Genomic DNA, 18,207 nt, shown 5'->3' on the forward strand with positions numbered 1-18,207 from the left:
AAAACCAAATAACCAATTCAATACAATAAATTGGTATCAATAAAACTTGGCACACTATTGAGTTCTCAAACAACAACCACACCCGGCCAACACACCCGAAAAGCACCGAAAAAACCAGTAAACAATCCGCAACGATCAGCGCCGGAGCAACCACACAAACTTACCCGCCAGCACCCCGGAAAGCAAATCCACCAAACAGCAGACCGCACAACCAAAACACCACAAAACAACCGGAAAACCGGCCCAAAACCACGGGATTTTCGCAGCCCCGTTCACCGGGGCAACTCGAAAAACAATACACACCTTTCGACGCTCACGCAAGTCGGTGGCCCCCTCCGCTGGGCCGTCCGTCCTCTGTCCCTGTCCCCATCTTCATACCCAGCCGCATTGAAGGACCGGATGCGCAGCCAGCACGCCCAGGCCGCTGGCTTGGATGGTCGAAGTCCGGGTCGTCCAGGGCTGCCTGAGCCTGCGTATAGGGAGTTTCGTCAGCCCATCTGCGGATATGGCCATTATTTGCGTTGGCAGGGGATCCGCAGTGGCCCGAAAGTACAGCTCTGGCGGCTTCTGGCGAAGACCGCGGGCCACTGAAAGTACAGCTGTGGTGCCTGCTTGAGTTCTGGCGAAGACCGCGGGCCACTGAAAGTACAGCTGTGGTGCCTGCTTGAGTTCTGGCGAAGACCGCGGGCCACTGAAAGTACAGCTGTGGTGCCTGCTTGAGTTCTGGCGAAGACCGCGGGCCACTGAAAGTACAGCTGTGGTGCCTGCTTGAGTTCTGGCGAAGACCGCGGGCCACTGAAAGTACAGCTGTGGTGCCCTGGCGAGGGTGGAACCGACCTTTTCCGTACATTCGGACAGTCCCGGGCCAGATGACGGCTCCCAGACCGCCACACGTCTACTCGCGCGGGCCGTTCTTGGCACTCACCGTCATGGGAGCTGCCACTTGCGCAAACGCCCCGGGCCCATATCTGGCAGCCGCAAATGCCCGCACCAGGCCAGCGAGGAAGGGGTAAAAACAAAGAAATCCCCGGCAGAACCTGAGTTCTACCGGGGATTTTCAAATGTGCGCGAGGGGGGATTTGAACCCCCACGCCCTTTCGGACACTGGCACCTGAAGCCAGCGCGTCTGCCGTTCCGCCACTCGCGCATTTGGTCTCTTCCACCGTTTCCCTTTCAGGTTTCAGTGGAACAGCGAGATCAAGCCTATAGGAGACTCTTCGAAATTCCTAAACGCACGTTTCCGATTGGCGTGTCGCCCTCCGGACCGGGATGCCAATGCGCCCTGCAGCCCCTAAAACACGGCGATTTCACCCTTCCATGAAGGACACTTGATGCATCATCCCGGGGTATGAAATCCACCCCTGGCGCGGCCTCCAATAAGGTTTTTCCAAGCCACGCCCAGTAGTATCGACGTTGTGGATCGTTGCCCGTGGGACGGGCGACTGATTCTTAACGCGTGTATTCACGCATTATGGGGACAGCCATAGACCAAGAAAATTTGGCGGCGCCAACGTCAGGTGCCGCAACCACGGAGAGGAGAAGACAGCATGGGATTGTTCGACAACGTCGAAAAGGGCATTGAAAAGGCAGTCCGCGGCGCCTTCTCCCGAGGGTCGAAGGCCCTCCAGCCGGTGGAGATTGCCAGTGCCCTTCGCCGCGAGCTCGACGACAAGTCCATGACCCTCGACGCCGGCCGGACCCTGGCGCCCAACGTCTTCAACATCCAGCTGGGCGATTCCGACTTTGACCGTGCGCGCTCATGGGGCGTGGCCCTTGCCGAGGAACTGTGCGACGTCGTCATCAACCACTCCCGCAGCCAGGGTTATGTACTGCAGGGACCCGTCCGGGTGACGTTCAACCACCAGGACGAGTTGCGGCCCGGCCATTTTGAGGTGGCCTCGGCCACCGAGAAGGAAAAGGCACCCACACCCTCAAGTGCCGGTAATCCCCGTTCGGGAATGCCGCCGGCCGCGCCCGGCCACGCCCCTTCCCGGACGCAGCAGGGGCCGGCACCCGTTTACAAGCGCCAGGCGCCAGCTCCACAAAAAACTGCGTCCGACGGCCAGCCCGTTCTGGACATCGACGGGCAGAGATACTCCCTCAATGCCAGTTCCATCACCTTGGGGCGTTCCTCGGAGGCAGACATCCTCATCGATGACACGGGAGTCTCCCGCAAGCACCTGGAGATCCGCACCCGCGGCGGCGTCAGCACCGCAGTCGATCTTGGATCCACGAACGGCAGCTACGTCAACGGCCACCGGGTGCACGGCAGCGCCGAACTGACCGACGGCACCACCATCACCATGGGCCGGACAGAGATCACCTTCCGCATATTGTCGGCACGAAACGGCGGCCGTTCATGAACGACCTGAGCCTGACAGTCACCATTTTGCGCTTCGGCTTCCTGATCCTGATGTGGATCATGGTATTCAGCGTTGTGGCCGCGATGCGTCGCGACCTGGTGATCGGGCGCAAGGCCAAAGTTGGCGCGCCCACTGCGCGTCAGGCTCGCAGGCATCCCGAACTCGTGGACGAGCCGGCCCCCTCCAAGGCCCACGCCCGCGAGTTGGTGGTGACCGAAGGTCCGCTGGCCGGGACCACACTGGAACTCTCCGGAACGCCCATCCTGTTGGGCCGCGCCCAGGAAGCCACGCTGGTACTCGAGGATGACTATGCGTCGGGGCGCCACGCAAGGCTGTTCCCGCAAGGCACGCGCTGGTTCATTGAGGACTTGGGCTCCACCAATGGCACCTACCTCGGCGGCACGCAATTGACGCGGGCGCTCCCCGTTGAACTTGGCGTCCCGGTTCGGATCGGCAAAACGGTCATCGAATTGAGGCCATAGGCATGGCCGAACACCCGTTGATCCTGCGCTACGCGGCACGGTCGCACGTTGGCTTGGTCCGGGCGAAGAACGACGACTCGGCCTACGTCGGAAAGCATCTGGCCGTGGTTGCCGACGGCATGGGTGGCCACGCGGGAGGCGACGTCGCCAGCGCCTCCACCGTGCTGGACCTGATCCACCTGGACCACGACGGCTATAGGGGCGACGGCGCCGGCACCGACCTGGCCGACGAAATCCAGACCGCCAACTCCCTCCTGTCGGAGCTGGTCCATGTCAATCCAAAGCTGGCCGGCATGGGCACCACCGTCACGGCACTGCTGCTGTCCGGGGAGCGCCTGGCGTACGCGCACATTGGCGATTCGCGTGCATACCGGCTCAAGAACGGTGTCTTCGAGCAAATGAGCACGGACCACACGTTTGTACAGCGCATGATCGAGGAAGGCCGCATGACCGAGGCCGAGGCCGAGGTCCACCCCCACAAAAACGTGCTGATGCGTGTGCTGGGCGACGTCGATGCCTCCCCCGAGCTGGACTTGACGTACTTTGACGCCGAACCCGGGGAACGCTGGCTGCTCTGCTCCGACGGGTTGAACTTTGTCCGCCACGAGACGGTGGAGGAAGTTTTCCGGACCACCAGCAACCTGGCCCACTGCGCAGAAACACTCATCGACCTCACCCTGGCCGTCGGATCCCCGGACAATGTCACCGTGGTTGTTTTTGAAGTTGCCGAAGCCGTTCCGGACGATACCGCCACCGCCGCGCTGGAGACCATCAGCGTGCCCGTGAATGCCGAAACGGCCTCGGATGACGATCTGCCAATACTGTCCCTCGCCGACACTCACCGCAGCCAGGACGACGACGGCGCAGCGCCTCTGGAGGACTTCGGGGCTGCAGCCGTGGTCCGGACGGGCGGCGGCGAAGCCGGTGGCGACGAAAGCGATGGGGCCGGAGACTCCGAGGCGCGTTCCGGCGAAACGATTCCGGCAAATACCGAACGCGACGAGGCACCCACGGATGGACTCGACGCCCACATCCGTGCCGCCGTCGTGCGCCACGAGCTGTCCCTCCGCCCCCATGAGCTGGTGGGTGCCGCGGTCACTGCGAATGCGGAGGGGAAGATTCCGCAGCTGGCACACCATCCCGCCACTCAACGCGCGGCGACAGTCCTGACCCACAAGCCTGTCAAGGCTGCCGCAACGGAGGAGGACACCGAACAGTCCCTCCCGCGCGCCCGGTACCGGACGTGGGTGTTTTCCGTCCTGGGCGTTCTGGCGGTAATTGCAGTGGTTGCCGGCGCCTGGACCGCGTATGTGTGGACGCAGACCCAATACTTTGTGGGTGTCTCCCACAACAATGTGGCCATCTTCCAGGGCGTCTCACAAAACCTGGGACCCATCTCGCTCTCCCACCTGCAGCGGGAGACCACCGTTTCCGTCGACTCCCTGCCGGAGTATTCCCAGCAGCTGGTGGTGCAGACCATGCCGGCCTCCTCCCTGGGCGCCGCTGAACAAATTATCAGCGACCTGCAGTTGGGGACAGGGTCCAGCACGCCTCCCTGCAGTCAACCCGCTGCCACCCCTTCGCCCTCCGGCACGGCCAAGGCCACCCATGGCGGAAGTTCCACCGCCAGACCTTCAGCCACCTCTGCCAAGCCGTCGGCGAAACCCTCCGTTACGGCATCGGCCAAGCCAACCGCAAAACCTTCCGCCAAGCCAACCGCGAAAGGCACGGCCACGCCGTCGTCCTCAGCGTCCGCCACCCCAACATGCACCCCCGGAGGTGGACAATGAGCCAACTTTTGACGGTTGCCAAACCGCGCCGCAACATTGAACTGCTTTTGCTGGTCCTGGCCATTGGCATGGGCGTCATGGCCAACGCGCTGGTCAACCTCAACCTTGGCCGGACCTTCGACAACGATTTTTACACCCAGGCGGCCGTCCTGGCCGGTCTCTCGCTCGCGGTGCACATTACCCTGCGCTTCCGCGCGAAGTATGCCGATCCGGTTATATTACCCGTGGTGGTGGCGCTCAACGGGCTTGGATTGGCCGTGATCCACCGGCTCGACATTGTCACCGGCGACACGGCCGGCCAGCGCCAGTGGCTCTGGACGGGACTTGCCGTGGCCGCCGCCATCGCAGTGCTCTGGCTCCTCAAGGACCACCGGATCCTACGGCGCTTCACCTACATCTCCTTGGTCCTGTCCGTGTTCCTGCTCCTGCTGCCCCTGGTGCCGGGCATCTCCGCCGGTGATGTCAACGGCGCCACCGTATGGATCAAGCTCGGGCCCTTCACCTTCCAGCCCGGGGAAATCGCCAAAATCACGCTGGCCACCTTCTTTGCGGGGTACCTTTCCTCCAACCGCGACCTGATCCTGCTGGCCGGGAAAAAGATCGGCCGCCTGCAGCTGCCGCGCTCCCGCGACCTGGGACCGATGGTCGTGGCCTGGATCGCCAGTGTGGGCGTTCTGGTGTTTCAGCATGACCTCGGCACCTCCATCCTGTTCTTTGGCCTCTTCATGGTCATGATCTACGTGGCCACGAGCCGCATCAGCTGGGTCTTGATCGGCCTTGTCCTCATGGCCGTGGGCGGATTCGCCGCGTACAAGATCTTTCCCCACGTCACCCGCCGGATCGACACCTGGATCCATGCACTTGATCCCCAGGTCATCGGCGCCACCGGCGGCAGCGGCCAGGTCGTGGAGGGCCTGTTCGGCATGGCCAACGGCGGACTGATGGGCACCGGCCTCGGGGAAGGGTCCCCGGATAGCGTGCCCCTGGCCAACAGCGACATGATCATCGCCAGCATTGGCGAGGAACTCGGTCTCGTGGGGCTGTTCGCCGTCGTATGCCTTTATGCGCTGTTCATTGCCCGCGGCTTCCGGGCCGCACTGGGCACCAGGGATTCCTTCGGCAAACTGCTGGCCGTGGGGCTGGCCTTCGCCTTCGCGCTGCAGTGCTTCGTGATCATCGGCGGTGTCACCCGGCTTATTCCCCTGACCGGGCTGACCACGCCGTTCCTGGCGGCCGGCGGGTCCTCCCTGCTCGCCAACTGGATCATCGTTGCGTTGCTCCTGAAGATTTCCGACGCCGCCCGGCGGCCAACTGAGCCGGCCGTAAAGCCCGATGACAAGCCCCGGAAGGAGGTGCATGCATCATGAACCAGGCCATTCGAAACTCCTGGATAGTTGCCATTGCACTGTTCATCCTGCTTTTTGGCTCCATCTCCTATGTGCAGTTCTTTGACGCCGATTCGCTCAATGCAAACCCCAGCAACAACCGCCAGTTGTTGAAGACGTTCTGCAGCGACCGCGGACCCATCCTGGTGGGCGGCCATCCCATTGCGGAATCCGTCGCCACGGATTCGGACTGCAAGTACCAGCGCAAGTACAACGACCCCCTGCTCTACGCAGGCCTGACCGGATTCTTCAGCAAGTACGCCGGCCAGTACGGACTGGAATCGGCCATGCGGGATGAGCTGGCGGGCACCACCAACGAGGCGTTGTTTGACCGGATCTCGCAGGCGTTCACGGGCGCCCGGCCGCAGGGCCAGTCGGTGGAGCTGACTATTGACCCCGCCATCCAAAAGGCGGCCTTTGACATGATCCCGGACGGCATTGCCGGCTCCATAGTGGTGATGAAACCCAAGACCGGCGCCATTGTCGCCATGGTCTCCAAACCGTCCTACGACACCAACCTGATGGCCAGCCATGACCAGAATTCCGTCGACGCAGCCTACGCGAAACTGGTGAACGAGCCCGGCATCAACTTGTTTGGCTCGGCCGCCTACACGAAGACCTATGCGCCCGGTTCAGTGTTCAAACTGGTGGACACAGCCGCGGCCCTGGCGTCCGGCAAGTACAACAAGGACAGTGTGCTGCCCAACCCGGCGGCGATGAAGTTCCCCGGCATCGCCTACACGCTGCCCAACTACCTGTATGGCCAGTGCGACACCCAGGACAAGGCCACCTTCACCTTCGCCCTGGAAAACTCGTGCAACACGCCTTTCGCCAGCATTGCCCTGGACCTCGGTCAGGACGCCATCACGGCCCAGGCGGACAAGTTCGGCTTCAACGACAAGTCCCTGAGATTCCCGGATTCGGTCACTTCCAGCAAGTTCCCCGGTTCCTCGGATACGCTTGACGGTCCGGCCCTGGCCCGCAGTGCCATCGGCCAGCAGGATGTCACGGCCACGCCCCTGCAGATCGCCATGATGACAGCGGCCATTGCCAACGGCGGCAAGCAGATGAAACCCAATCTGGTTCAGACCGTCCGCACCCCGGACCTGAAAACGGTGGAAAGCCTCAAACCGGAGATGCTGCGGCAGTCCACCACCCCGGAAATTGCCCAGCAGATCACCGATTGGATGGTCAGCGTGGTGGACAACGGCATTGCCGCGGCGGCGGCCGTACCCGGGGTGCAGGTCGCCGCCAAAACGGGTACCGCCGAAGTGGGCAATACTGGTTTGAACAACGCATGGTTTACCGGTTTCGCACCGGCCAATGATCCGCAATATGTTGTGACGATCATGATGCCCAACGTCGACGTCGCCACCGGCGCGGCACTAACAAGTCCCAATGCAAGCAAACTCTTCAAGGCGGTGTTGAAAAAGTGAGGCCTACTTCAGGAATCACCTTAGGCGGCAGATTCCAACTCACCTCACGCATTGCCATTGGCGGCATGGGCGAAGTTTGGAAGGCACAGGACATGGTCCTGGGCCGGATTGTCGCAATTAAGATCCTCAAGGACGAATACACGGGGGACCCCGGCTTCCGGGCGCGCTTTCGCGCCGAGGCCAAGCACACGGCACTACTGAACCATGTGGGGATCGCCAACGTCTTTGATTACGGCGAAGAGGACGGTTCCGCGTACCTGGTCATGGAGCTGGTCCCGGGCGAGCCGCTGTCCACGTTGATTGAGCGCGAGCATGTGCTCTCCACGGACTGGACGCTGTCGATGATCGCCCAGACCGCGCGCGCCCTTGCCGTGGCGCATGCCCAGGGACTGGTGCACCGTGACGTGAAACCGGGCAATCTGCTCATCACGCCTGAGCGCCGGGTAAAGATCACCGACTTTGGCATCGCCAGACTTGCCGACCAGGTGCCGCTGACCCAGACAGGCCAGGTCATGGGCACCGCCCAGTACCTGGCCCCCGAACAGGCCACCGGCCAGGTGGCCACCGGCTCCAGCGACATCTATTCCCTGGGCGTGATCGGCTATGAGTGCATCACCGGCCACCGCCCGTTCTCCGGCGAGTCCCAGATTGCCATTGCCCTGGCCCAAGTCAACGATGCACCGCCGCCGCTGCCGGACACCCTGCCCACCCCGGTGCGCGCCCTGCTCATGTCCATGCTGGCCAAGGACCCTGCCAACCGCCCGGGCAACGCCCTGAAACTGGCTGAGGCCGCCGAGGCCATCCGCGCCGGGAACATCAAGGCCGCCCACGCCGCCGTGCCGGGCATGCTGCTTTTCGAGGCCACCACCGGACCCATCACGGCGCCGGTGGACATCAACTCCACCGCCGCCACCTCCGTGGTGGGCAGTGTTTCCGAACCAGGCACGACGGCGCTGCCCACCGTCAGCGGCGACGCCATCGCCGCCTCGTCCCCGACGCGCGCCGAGATGCTCGGCGCCGAACGGCCCTGGGACACGGATGCGGAAGGGGGCGATGATCCCCTCCTGGACGATTTTGATGCAGAAGATGCCCCCGCGAAACCGGCCAAGGGCGGACGCAGCCCGTGGACCTGGCCCGCCGTTGCCTTGATTGCGCTGCTGCTGTTTGCCGTGGCGGCCCTGCTGCTCCAAAGCTGGGGCGTGTTCGACCCCAAGCCGGCGGCCACCGCCTCGCAGTCCGCCCCGCCGTCGGCCAGTTCGGCACCCGCAGAGACCCCGTCCGAAACCCCGTCGGAGACGCCCACGCAGGAGCCCACCACCGAGGCACCCGCGGAAGTGACCGTTCACGCGGACCAGTTCAAGGGCCAGCCCTTTGACCAGGTCCGGACGCAGCTCAATGACATGAAGCTGAAAGTGGCCCGCACGGACGCGTTTAGTGCAGACGTTCCCGCAGGCTCAGTGATTGACCTCAGTCCCACCGGTCCCATGGCACCGGGCACGGAGGTGACGGTCACCGTCTCCAAGGGTCCGGAACTGGCGACCGTGCCTTCCTTCCAGGGCCAGACGGGCGACGCCTACGACAAGGCCCTGACGCAGGCCGGCTTCGTTCCGGCCCGTGCCGAGGAGGCATCAGCGACCGTCCCCCAGGGCACCGTGGTCCGCGTGGTCCCCACCGCCGGTTCACAGGAGGCCAAGGGCACCATCGTGAGCTACTACGTCTCCACCGGGCCGGAGGTGAAGGCACCCGCAGCCACGGACCCCGCCACCACGGCTGCCGCGCCGAAGCCGTAACGAAACCGCCGCCGTGCGGACAGCACCAACCGAACTGCCCACCAACTGAAAGGACACAGGCACGATGAGTGTTCCACGCGTCCTCAGCGGACGGTATGAAATCGGCGAACTGCTGGGCCGTGGCGGCATGGCTGATGTCTACATGGCCCGGGACATCCGGCTGGGCCGCACCGTCGCCATCAAGCTGCTGCGCGGCGACGTGGCCAGGGAATCGCAGTTGCAGGCCCGCTTCCGGCGCGAGGCCCAGGCCGTGGCGGGACTCAACCACCCCTCCATCGTTGCCGTCTATGACACCGGCGATCACTTGGGCGGGGACGTGCCGGGCGACGGGGCAAGTCTGCCCTACATCGTCATGGAGTACGTCCACGGCAAGACGCTGCGGGACTTGGTGCGGGCCGACGCGATCAGCATCGACCAGGCCATCGACTTTGCCCTGGGCGTGCTGTCGGCGCTCGAATACAGCCACCGCGCCGGCATCGTGCACCGGGACATCAAGCCGGCCAACGTCATGGTGGTGGATGACTCCGAGGGCCACCTGGGGGCCGTGAAGGTCATGGACTTTGGCATTGCGCGGACCATCTCCGATGCCGCCGCCACCATGACCCAGACCCAGACTGTCATGGGCACGGCACAGTACCTTTCCCCCGAACAGGCCCGCGGTGAATCCGTGGACGCCCGCAGCGACTTGTATTCCGCAGGCTGCCTGTTTTACGAAATGCTGGCCGGGCGCCCGCCGTTCACCGGGGATTCACCCGTGTCCGTGGCCTACCAGCATGTCCGCGAGGTCCCCCCGGCCGCGAGCTCCTTCAAACCCGAGGTGTCCCCAGCCCTGGACAGCGTCCTGCTGCGAGCCCTCCAAAAGGACCGCCAGGACCGTTTCCAGGACGCCGCCTCCTTCCGCCGGGCGCTTCGTGCCGCCCGCACCGGTGTCACGCTGGCTCCCTCACCCGCCCCCGCCGTCACCGACCCCCTGGCCACGGTGGCCGCGCCGTCCCCCACCCCAGTGGCGGTTTCCGCCGGTCCGGGGTCCGCGTCGGTTCAGGAGGACGGTGGTCCGGCCACCCGGGCCATGGCGAAGGTTCTGGCCGGGGGCGCGCTGACCACGGACGACGGCGGCACCCCCGAAGTGCCCGGGGAACAGGACCGCAGTGTCAAGCGCCGCCGTCGTGCCTGGATCACGACGTTGTTTATCTTCCTGGCCATCATCCTGGCCGGAGGCGGGGTCATCGGCTACAACCTGATGAACGCGAAGCCGCCCGCGGCCGTGCAGGTCTCCATCCCCTCGGTGGCGAAGATGAGCGAAATTGACGCGACCACGAAGCTTATTAATTCGGGCCTGGATCCACAACCCAGCACGGAGTACTCAAAAACCGTGCCGTCGGGTCTGGCAATAGGCACCGATCCGCCCAGCGGCGGCCTGCTGGACGAACACGCCCCCATCGTCCTCCTCGTTTCCAAGGGCCCCTCGGAGGTCAAAATCCCCACGGACCTGGCCGGCCGGACGGAGTCGGAGGTACGTGCGGAGTTGTCCGCCCTCAACCTCACGTTCGAGCCCAACGACTTTGTTGACGATCCGCGGATTCAGGCCAACCTCGTGGTGACCACCGACCCAGCACCCGGGCAGACCGTTCCCGTGGGGCAAACGATCACGCTGAAGATCTCCTCGGGCGAGGTGGCGATGCCCTCCCTGTTCGATCTGACGAAGGATCCCAAAAAGGTGGAAAAGGCCGTCGAGGATGCCCTGAAGAAGACTTCACCCCTTCTGCAGGTGACGTTCACGACCGAGGAGAATTCGGCCGTGGCGCCTGGGATGGTCATTCGGCAGTCGGAGGATGCCGGCACCGAGGTGCCGCAGCGGAGCGCCATCACGGTCACCCTGGCGAAGGCGCCGGCGAAGCCAACGCCGTCGCCCACCCCCACTCCCACGCCCACCAAGGCAGCCAATAAGCCAAACGAGACGGCTTCGCCGACCCCTCCGCCGCCGGAAAACTGAAGTGGACGCTTAGGCGGGCTTGTTGATGAGCGGGCTCAACGTGGCTGCCTTCGCCGCCGCGCCCTTAAGACCAACGGATTCCAGCCAATTTCCCACCATCTGGTAGCCGCCCTCCGTCAGCACGGATTCTGGGTGGAACTGCACGCCGCACAAGGGTGCCGAGGTGTGGGCCAGGCCCATGACCACGCCGTCCTCCGTTTCAGCCGTGATCTCCAGCACCTCCGGAATGCTCGCGCGGACGGCAGCAAGTGAGTGGTAGCGGGTGGCCGTGACGGGGCTGGCCAGCCCCGCGAAGACGCCGGTGCCGTGGTGAAGCACGCTGCTGGTCTTGCCGTGCATGAGCTCCGCGGCGTGCGTGACCACGCCCCCATAGGCTTCGGCCAGCGCCTGGTGGCCCAGGCAGACACCGAACATGGGCTTGGCGTTCCCCCCGCACCACCGGATCAGCTCAATGCACACGCCGGCTTCGGCGGGCGTTCCCGGCCCCGGGGATACCAAGACCCCGTCCCGGGCGGCAGCAAGCTCAACAGCCTCGGCCAGCGTGACGTCGTCGTTCCTGACCACAGTGGTTTCGGCACCGAGCTGCTGCAGGTAGCCCACCAGGGTGTAGACGAAGCTGTCGTAATTGTCGATCACTAAAATGCGTGTGGTCATGGCTGGGTCGTTCCACCAATCGTTGAATCGTTGAGCGGGTTGAATTGGTTCAACCACGGGAATACGAACTGCATCAGGACCAGGACGGCCGCGGCGATGAACAGCACGGAAGTAAGTATGCGGAACCACAGGGGGCCGGGCAGGTGGCGGAAGATCCATCCATACATGGCTAGCCTTTCGACTTGTTCGCGGCGACTTGGCCGGCAATGGCCGCCGGGGGACCGGCACTGGTGGGCTGCCAGGCATCCATGACGGAGTAGGCGATGATACGTTCCGAGGATCCAAACCGGGGGTTGCAGCTGGTCATGGTCAGGAAGCGCTCGGTGGGCTTGGCGTCCGGCCGGGTGGGAACGGGAAGAAGCACGTCAACGCGGTCCGGCAGCACGATCTGGTTGTTCCGGAACACATACGTGTAATAGCCGTCGTTCGTCTGGACATAAATCCTATCCCCGGGAACCAGTGTGTCGATCGCGTCCAGCACGGCACCGTGGGTCTGCCGATGGCCGGCAACGGCAAAGTTGCCGACACCGCCCGGCATGGCCGACGCTTCATAGTGGCCCAGTCCAAGGGTATTCAGTTGTTCCATGGCAGTGCCCTCGACCAGGGGCCTGCTGTAGTTCCTGCCGAACCGGGGTACGTAGACCACGCCAAAGACCGTCCCGGGCGCGTTCACCTCCGCCATGACGGGGGGCGCACCGTAGTTCCTGGGCGGCGAGCCCGGTGCGGCCACGGGGGCGGTGGGGCCCTGGAATTTGTCCGCAAACTGCGTGAGCGCCTGTTGCTGGGCATTGTTGGCGTCAATGTTGGTCCACCACAGTTCCCACACCACAAAAAGCAGCAGGATGACGCCGGCGGTGATGAGCAGTTCGCCCAGCCCCTGGACCAGGGTGCGGAAGAAACCTTGCCGCGGGCGGTGTCCTGCCGCCCGTCGCCGGTTGCGTGCCCGGCGCTTCCGCGCGGCCGTGTTTCCGGAGAGCAGTTCGTCCACGCCCACGGCGGAATCGACATGCTCTGGCGATCGAACCACGCGCGGGAATCCCCTCATAAGGTGACGGGCGGATCCCCTAAAATCTGGGACCGGCCATTTACAGCTAGAATTACGTCAACAATACCGGCAGTCCGGCGCCTTGGGGCAATTCGCCCAGCTACGCCACGGGCAATGGACGGCCGTCCAAGCAGTGGCCCGGCCGCTGCCAGTTCGAGAAGCCAAGGAGCTCCCGTGCCCGAGTCAAAATCGCGTCGCCGCCCCACCAAGGGCCCGGCCCAAACGCCCTCTTCGAATGTGCAGAAGCCCAATGCGGCATGGTTCCTGCCGGTCATGGTCACGCTGATGCTGGTTGGGCTGTTCTGGATCATCACCTACTACATCTCCGATGGCAAATTCCCGATTCCAAACATCAACAACTGGAACATTGGCATTGGCTTCGCCATTGCCCTGTCCGGATTCATGATGACGACGCGGTGGCGAAGCTAGGGACTAATCCTCCACCTCACCGGCTTTACCGTAGTCACCGGTGACATATTCGCCCTTGGCGTCCGACTCGTCGTGCCCCGGAACATCGCCGGCCGTGCCGTAGTCCGCTTCCACAAACCGGCCCGCTGAGCTGTCCACGGCTGCGTTTTCAATGCCCGTGTCGCCGTAGTCGCCTTCAACGTACCGGCCCTGGCCGTCCGAGCCGTGGTGGCCTGGTTCCGTTCCTGCCTTGCCGTAGGAGCCCTCAACGTAGCGCCCATGGTCCTCCGCCGGCACATTCCCGCCGTTTTCCCTTGCCTGGTCCTTTGCGTGTTCACCGGACATTGTTCGTCCCCACTTTCCACTGTGCTTCCGGCTGCCGCAGTTGGCGGCCTCGTCCGTTATCTGTGTATTTTTCAGTCTAGGCCGCATACCCCACTTCGCACAGGGGCGGGCCCCGACGCAAACTTGCCGCCAATCCCGCGGGAACGGCGGCGGGATCCGCGGTTGGCCGGCCGGAACACCATGCGGGCATACAAAGGCCCCCGCGGGGGGTGCGGGGGCCTTTGCTTCGTGCTCTGTGGCAGCCAGCTGGGGGACTGGCCTGCCACGCCTTCTCCAACCCACTTCGTGCCTTGGAGAGTACGCCTCCCCCCAGGACAGATCCTGGCGGGCGAGCCATGTTCCCAAGATTACGGAAAAGTGGATCTGTGAAGCACGAGTGGCAGCTACTCATCTTTTTAGGGCGCGCCACTCTATTTCGGCGCGCCACTACCTGCTAGCGGGCCGGCTCGGCAGCCGCGGTGCGGGTCCCATGGTCGTCACCCATCAGGTCTTTTTCCCTCATCAGGATCGCGAGCTGTTCCCTGGACTGCAGATCCAATTTGATGAAGGTGCGGTACAGGTGGCCCTCAACGGTGCGCAGGGAAACCCCCAGCCGCCCGGCAATGGCACTGTTGGACTCACCCACGGCAACGAGCAGTGCAATTTCATGTTCGCGCCTGGTCATTTGTGGCAGGCCGTTGGAAGTGATGGCAGGTGACACCAGCCCCGGCAGTCTGTCCCGCATGGCCACGACCTTGGTGGCAGTCTTGCGGCTGTGGTGTACTTTTCCCGCGTCCTGGTAGCCCTTCTGGGCACGGCTGGCCAGTTCAGCGGCAATGAGTTCGAGCCCGTATTCCATTGCCGTGGTGCTCGCTTGATCAAGGCCTGCAGGGTCCCCGGAAAGCATGGCGCGGGCCCACTCCTGGTAGAAGCCGCGACGGTCGGATTCGATCATGTCGGCCACGACTGCCATTCTGGGCACTACTGACTTTTCACCGATACGGACCAGCAGCGACAGTAGCGTCAGTTCGGTTCCCGTGTAGCCCAACTCACTGCAGTCTTCCCGTAGTTGGTGCAGCCTGCGTATCCCGGCATCGGCCTGGCCGGTGATGACCTGCGCCGCGGCCGCATATGCGGCACCTTCCAGGTGGTAGAACCGGCTGCCCCTGCGGTCCACTGCGTCGAACTGCTTCAGCCGGTCCTGCGCGCCGGCAGCGTCCCCGCGCATGGCGAGGCAGTAGGCAAAAAGGCCCTGGGCCATGGGGAGGACCAGCCAGGGGTCATAGTCCATGAGTGCGGCTACTGCCGGGCGGAGCGCCGCCAGCGCCTCGTCAACGTGTCCCCTCTTGCTGTACATCATGGCCGCACCCAGGTCCCTGAGTCCGCCGGCAAACAGCATTAGGTCAGGATTGGTAACAATCGCCGGCTCCAGGAACTGCCGGGCCAGCTCCCAGTCCGCGTCGTAAATGAAGGCGGAGACCGCCCGGGCATAGGCAAGAAGGGCAATATCCGGACGTGGAAACCCGTCCGTGCTTTCCAGCTCGGCAATCACTTCGCAGGCAATCCTCGAAGCCGAAGTCAGGCGTCCGGTGGTGGTGAAGATTTCACACAGCATTGATTTCAGGAGTGTCTGGTCAATTCGGTTTGCACACAACGGGTGGGCCAGCAGCGCGTGGAGGCGGTCTAATGCTGCCAGGGCATGCCCCAGGGACAAATCCATCGTTGCCTGCAGAATCGACACTTCGATGTCGGCCCGTGTTGAATCCGCGGCAAGGCGCACTGGACCAAATCGTTGCTCATAGGACTTCAGCCCCGCCGAAAAATGTGCCTCGTAGCCCTGCTCCGGGGAGTAGGCGAGATGCACGGCCCGGAGGGCGGCAGCCCCGACGTCGGGCGTCCGGGCCAGGTCAAGGCTCTTGGATGCCAGAGTGCGTGCCTGGTCCGCCCAATTGTGGTTTAGGTGTGCAATGGACCGCTGGGCCAGAAGCGCCGCCGTGTGCTGTGGCGACACGTGGAGGCTGCTGATTTGCAGGGCGTCCTTCACCCTTAGCAGGTGGTTGGCCATCGTGGCTGCCGAGACGATTTGCCCGTCCCCGACTGGCAGTCCGCAATCAAGGGCCCAACGGGTGAAATTGATGACCATTTCCGGTCCGGAATCCGGCCCCGGGGTGACGACCTTCCCGACGTCAACCAAAAGCCGGCGCCTGCGGCCCACCGGCGCCATCTCGCGGATGGGGCCGGCCGTTGCCGGACGGGAGAGTTCCATGGTCATGGTGGTGCCGGGGGAGATTACCACCAGGTCACGCTGCTGGATGTCGTCAATGGTGTCGGTGTCCGTCAGGTCCAGCAGCACGTCCAACGGCAGTGGGCCGGCCAATGCAAGGATTTCGATCATGCGCCGCGATTCCGAAGTCAGCTGGTCGAGGTCCATCTGCAAAAAGTCGCGAGACTCCGATCCCAACCCGTCGCCGGGATGGTTAAGCATCCACACCCCGTCCGCCAGTTGCAGGGAACCTTCCTCCAGGGCCCCGGCCACGAGCCCCTTGAGTACCAGGGGGTTTCCGGCCGAACGGCTGGACAGGTAGTCGGCTGCGGCACCGGAGACCCTGCCGCCAAGCACATTCGCGATGAAGTCCTGCACGTCCCTTGATTTCAGCGGAGCCAACTCAAACCGGGCCAGGTGCCCGTCCCTCCACAATTCGCGCATATGGGTGTGGTGACCACCCGGATGGTCCACCAGAATGAGCTTGGCATCCGTGGACATGATCACCTGCGTGATGACGGCGGCGCTTTGCTCGTCCAAGTACTCGCCGTTGTCGACCATGAGGAAAACTTTTTCAGCGGTGGCGAATTCCGACTCAACCTGTCCCAGCAGGCCGCTCAACACCTCATAGAAATCGCTGCTGCGAACCAGCTTCTGTCCTACGCGGGCATTGACCGCGCCAAAAGGCACCAAGGACAGGGCCTTGCTGGGGGAAAGCCTGATGGTGGTGCAGCCCGAACCCAGGGCTGCAATGACGCGGCCCAGCATCCAAGTCTTGCCGGCACCGTGTGGTCCCACGACAAGAACTCCCCGGGAAGACCGGTCCTCGAGCTGCGCAACAATGTCGTCCACATTTGCCCGGCGGGCCATAGTTCCCCTCTTCCCCCGCCACGCCCGCAAATTCAAAACGGCGAGACCCGATACGGCTAGAAAATTTGACCATGCCTAGCAACATGCCCCAAGTCCTCAGTCTAAGGACGCCGCACGGTTTAGTCGACATATTAAGTGCTTCGTCTGGAACAAGGCGCAATTCGCAGCGGGCTGGCGGGAGTGGACGCCGGCCTGCGGTGCCTATGGAACACTGCGGTCATGAGGGAACTGCTTCACATGCAATGGCTGGCCACTGCCGCGACGGTCAATCCCGGGCTGCGGAATCAGCTCCTGGAATGTTGACGGGACGTGTCCGATGCCGGCGGCGCCGCCGGTTCCGCTTTCCCTCCCGTAGCTGATGCGCAGGTTTTGTCTTCGATTGACCCGCTAGTCGGTCCCTGGACCAGCGGGTCAATCGACTCCTGCTTGCCACGGTGGATGATGAACTGGCCGGCCGCCCTCCGGCTCCCCGGGGGCGACAGCGACGAGGTGCTGATGATGCTGACCCTGCCCGCACGCCGAGCGTCAATTCCAGCCACGTGCCTGGCGAACCCCGTACCGCAAGGCAGCTTACCGCGGGCTTCCCACCTCGACAGTTGTGGGATCCGAAGCTGGCAGCCATCATCGGAATGCTCTGAGCTGCGGTGATGCTGTGCATCTCGCGCGGCGATTCCGCGTTACATGGCGCACTCCTGCGCCTCGTAACCAAAGCGCCTCCCCGCCGGTGTTCGGAGAGTATCGCTGCCTCAGCTACCCCGCCCACTCAAAATGCTCTCCACGGCATCAGCTAGTTCCACGGTCGGCCAGCGGGCGTCGAACTCCATTGAAGCCCCGTCTCGGTGTGACCAATCTTGAACCCGTGGGCTTCGTCTGACCCGACCCCATTTCCGTCTGCATCGATGTCGTCACCGTCCCGGACCCCGAGACGGTGGGATACCGCGCGCACCTCGATCTCTCCACTTCCTTCGCGGTGTTGCGCGTCGCTGTGGATGACCGTGGGCAGGCGCGTTGCGTACCCATCTCGACCCGATGCCGTACCCCGCTGATGATCAAGCGGACGAGGTGGCCAGGCTGACGGCTCTGGGCGCCACTGACGCCGACATCGGCCAGGTTGACGTGCCATGGGTGTGCCTCGCCGACACAGAAGGCAACGAGTTTTGCGGCCTCACCCCGGGCTGACCCAGAGCCTCGGCTCTCAAACGCGCGTCCAGGCGATGCAGACTCAGATGACGTAAGCGGCGCGGCAGGTGATGGCAAATTTGGCCCTCATCAACTTCATCGAGGCGTGCATTAGCCGTGCCACTGTCGATTGAGAGGTCCTGAATCCCGGCTACCTGACACCGACCACCGGCCATGCCATCAACCCTGCGCCCGATGTCATGAAATTGGGACAAGTGCCAAAAG

The 18,207-nt window shown here is 63.7% G+C and carries 14 protein-coding genes and 1 tRNA gene; 9 read left to right on the plus strand and 6 right to left on the minus strand.

Going from position 1 to position 18,207, the window contains the following annotated elements; genetic code table 11:
• Positions 1–1,064: 1,064 nt before the first annotated feature.
• A tRNA-Leu gene (locus tag CVV68_RS06945) sits at positions 1,065–1,147 on the minus strand.
• Positions 1,148–1,547: 400 nt separating this feature from the next.
• Between CVV68_RS06945 and CVV68_RS06950 the strand changes: the two genes are divergently transcribed.
• From CVV68_RS06950 to pknB, 7 genes are all read left to right on the plus strand, one after another.
• Positions 1,548–2,363, plus strand: coding sequence for an FHA domain-containing protein (locus tag CVV68_RS06950; RefSeq protein WP_110500289.1), 816 nt, complete (start codon positions 1,548–1,550; stop codon positions 2,361–2,363).
• Positions 2,360–2,845, plus strand: a complete 486-nt coding sequence (locus tag CVV68_RS06955; RefSeq protein ID WP_110500290.1) for an FHA domain-containing protein FhaB/FipA — start codon at positions 2,360–2,362, stop codon at positions 2,843–2,845. The genes CVV68_RS06950 and CVV68_RS06955 overlap by 4 nt, the downstream gene beginning before the upstream one ends.
• A gap of 2 nt (positions 2,846–2,847) precedes the next feature.
• Positions 2,848–4,635, plus strand: a complete 1,788-nt coding sequence (locus tag CVV68_RS06960) for a protein phosphatase 2C domain-containing protein (protein WP_110500291.1) — start codon at positions 2,848–2,850, stop codon at positions 4,633–4,635.
• Positions 4,632–6,002 carry an FtsW/RodA/SpoVE family cell cycle protein gene (locus CVV68_RS06965; RefSeq protein WP_110500292.1) on the plus strand — a complete coding sequence of 457 codons (1,371 nt, stop codon included), beginning with the start codon at positions 4,632–4,634 and terminating at the stop codon, positions 6,000–6,002. The genes CVV68_RS06960 and CVV68_RS06965 overlap by 4 nt, the downstream gene beginning before the upstream one ends.
• The gene (locus tag CVV68_RS06970) at positions 5,999–7,456 is read left to right on the plus strand and encodes a peptidoglycan D,D-transpeptidase FtsI family protein (protein WP_110500293.1); all 1,458 of its coding nucleotides are present in this window, start codon (positions 5,999–6,001) and stop codon (positions 7,454–7,456) included. The genes CVV68_RS06965 and CVV68_RS06970 overlap by 4 nt, the downstream gene beginning before the upstream one ends.
• Positions 7,453–9,246, plus strand: coding sequence for a protein kinase domain-containing protein (locus CVV68_RS06975; protein ID WP_110500294.1), 1,794 nt, complete (start codon positions 7,453–7,455; stop codon positions 9,244–9,246). Before CVV68_RS06970 ends, CVV68_RS06975 begins: the two co-directional genes overlap by 4 nt.
• A 64-nt stretch (positions 9,247–9,310) precedes the next feature.
• On the plus strand, positions 9,311–11,239 hold the full coding sequence (gene pknB, locus CVV68_RS06980) for a Stk1 family PASTA domain-containing Ser/Thr kinase (RefSeq protein WP_110500295.1): 1,929 nt from the start codon (positions 9,311–9,313) through the stop codon (positions 11,237–11,239).
• A gap of 9 nt (positions 11,240–11,248) precedes the next feature.
• Here pknB and CVV68_RS06985 read toward each other — a convergent pair whose 3' ends face one another.
• From CVV68_RS06985 to CVV68_RS06990, 3 genes are read right to left on the minus strand one after another with little or no spacing between them, the layout of a single operon-like run.
• On the minus strand, positions 11,249–11,893 hold the full coding sequence (locus CVV68_RS06985) for an anthranilate synthase component II (protein WP_110500296.1): 645 nt from the start codon (positions 11,891–11,893) through the stop codon (positions 11,249–11,251).
• Entirely contained in the window at positions 11,890–12,060 is a 171-nt protein-coding gene (locus CVV68_RS23415; protein ID WP_170133111.1) for a hypothetical protein, read from the minus strand. Before CVV68_RS23415 ends, CVV68_RS06985 begins: the two co-directional genes overlap by 4 nt.
• A gap of 2 nt (positions 12,061–12,062) precedes the next feature.
• Positions 12,063–12,872: a class E sortase gene (locus CVV68_RS06990; RefSeq protein WP_438502616.1), complete on the minus strand. Its 810-nt coding sequence runs from the start codon at positions 12,870–12,872 to the stop codon at positions 12,063–12,065.
• A gap of 240 nt (positions 12,873–13,112) precedes the next feature.
• On the opposite strand from CVV68_RS06990, the gene CVV68_RS06995 reads away from it, so the two are divergent.
• Positions 13,113–13,367, plus strand: a complete 255-nt coding sequence (locus tag CVV68_RS06995) for a cell division protein CrgA (RefSeq protein WP_110500298.1) — start codon at positions 13,113–13,115, stop codon at positions 13,365–13,367.
• A 3-nt stretch (positions 13,368–13,370) separates the two neighbouring features.
• Here the strand turns inward: CVV68_RS06995 and CVV68_RS07000 are convergent, their stop codons facing one another.
• Together CVV68_RS07000 and CVV68_RS07005 are read right to left on the minus strand one after the other, a co-directional pair.
• On the minus strand, positions 13,371–13,691 hold the full coding sequence (locus CVV68_RS07000) for a hypothetical protein (protein ID WP_110500299.1): 321 nt from the start codon (positions 13,689–13,691) through the stop codon (positions 13,371–13,373).
• 433 nt (positions 13,692–14,124) lie between these two features.
• On the minus strand, positions 14,125–16,803 hold the full coding sequence (locus CVV68_RS07005; RefSeq protein WP_110500300.1) for a helix-turn-helix domain-containing protein: 2,679 nt from the start codon (positions 16,801–16,803) through the stop codon (positions 14,125–14,127).
• 1,029 nt (positions 16,804–17,832) lie between these two features.
• On the opposite strand from CVV68_RS07005, the gene CVV68_RS24150 reads away from it, so the two are divergent.
• Positions 17,833–17,982 (plus strand): VOC family protein, encoded by a 150-nt coding sequence (locus tag CVV68_RS24150; RefSeq protein ID WP_170133120.1) that lies wholly within the window; start codon positions 17,833–17,835, stop codon positions 17,980–17,982.
• Positions 17,983–18,207 lie beyond the last annotated feature (225 nt).

This window comes from Arthrobacter livingstonensis, assembly GCF_003219815.1.
Lineage (GTDB): Bacteria > Actinomycetota > Actinomycetes > Actinomycetales > Micrococcaceae > Specibacter > Specibacter livingstonensis.

Excerpts from the sequence above, each read along its gene's own strand:
- CVV68_RS07005 (WP_110500300.1), bottom strand. The coding sequence starts at position 16,803 with ATGGCCCGCCGGGCAAATGTGGACGACATTGTTGCGCAGCTCGAGGAC.
- CVV68_RS06960 (WP_110500291.1), top strand. The coding sequence starts at position 2,848 with ATGGCCGAACACCCGTTGATCCTGCGCTACGCGGCACGGTCGCACGTT.
- pknB (WP_110500295.1), top strand. The coding sequence starts at position 9,311 with ATGAGTGTTCCACGCGTCCTCAGCGGACGGTATGAAATCGGCGAACTG.
- CVV68_RS06955 (WP_110500290.1), top strand. The coding sequence starts at position 2,360 with ATGAACGACCTGAGCCTGACAGTCACCATTTTGCGCTTCGGCTTCCTG.
- CVV68_RS24150 (WP_170133120.1), top strand. The coding sequence starts at position 17,833 with ATGCCGTACCCCGCTGATGATCAAGCGGACGAGGTGGCCAGGCTGACG.
- CVV68_RS23415 (WP_170133111.1), bottom strand. The coding sequence starts at position 12,060 with ATGTATGGATGGATCTTCCGCCACCTGCCCGGCCCCCTGTGGTTCCGC.
- CVV68_RS06965 (WP_110500292.1), top strand. The coding sequence starts at position 4,632 with ATGAGCCAACTTTTGACGGTTGCCAAACCGCGCCGCAACATTGAACTG.
- CVV68_RS07000 (WP_110500299.1), bottom strand. The coding sequence starts at position 13,691 with ATGTCCGGTGAACACGCAAAGGACCAGGCAAGGGAAAACGGCGGGAAT.
- CVV68_RS06970 (WP_110500293.1), top strand. The coding sequence starts at position 5,999 with ATGAACCAGGCCATTCGAAACTCCTGGATAGTTGCCATTGCACTGTTC.
- CVV68_RS06985 (WP_110500296.1), bottom strand. The coding sequence starts at position 11,893 with ATGACCACACGCATTTTAGTGATCGACAATTACGACAGCTTCGTCTAC.
- CVV68_RS06950 (WP_110500289.1), top strand. The coding sequence starts at position 1,548 with ATGGGATTGTTCGACAACGTCGAAAAGGGCATTGAAAAGGCAGTCCGC.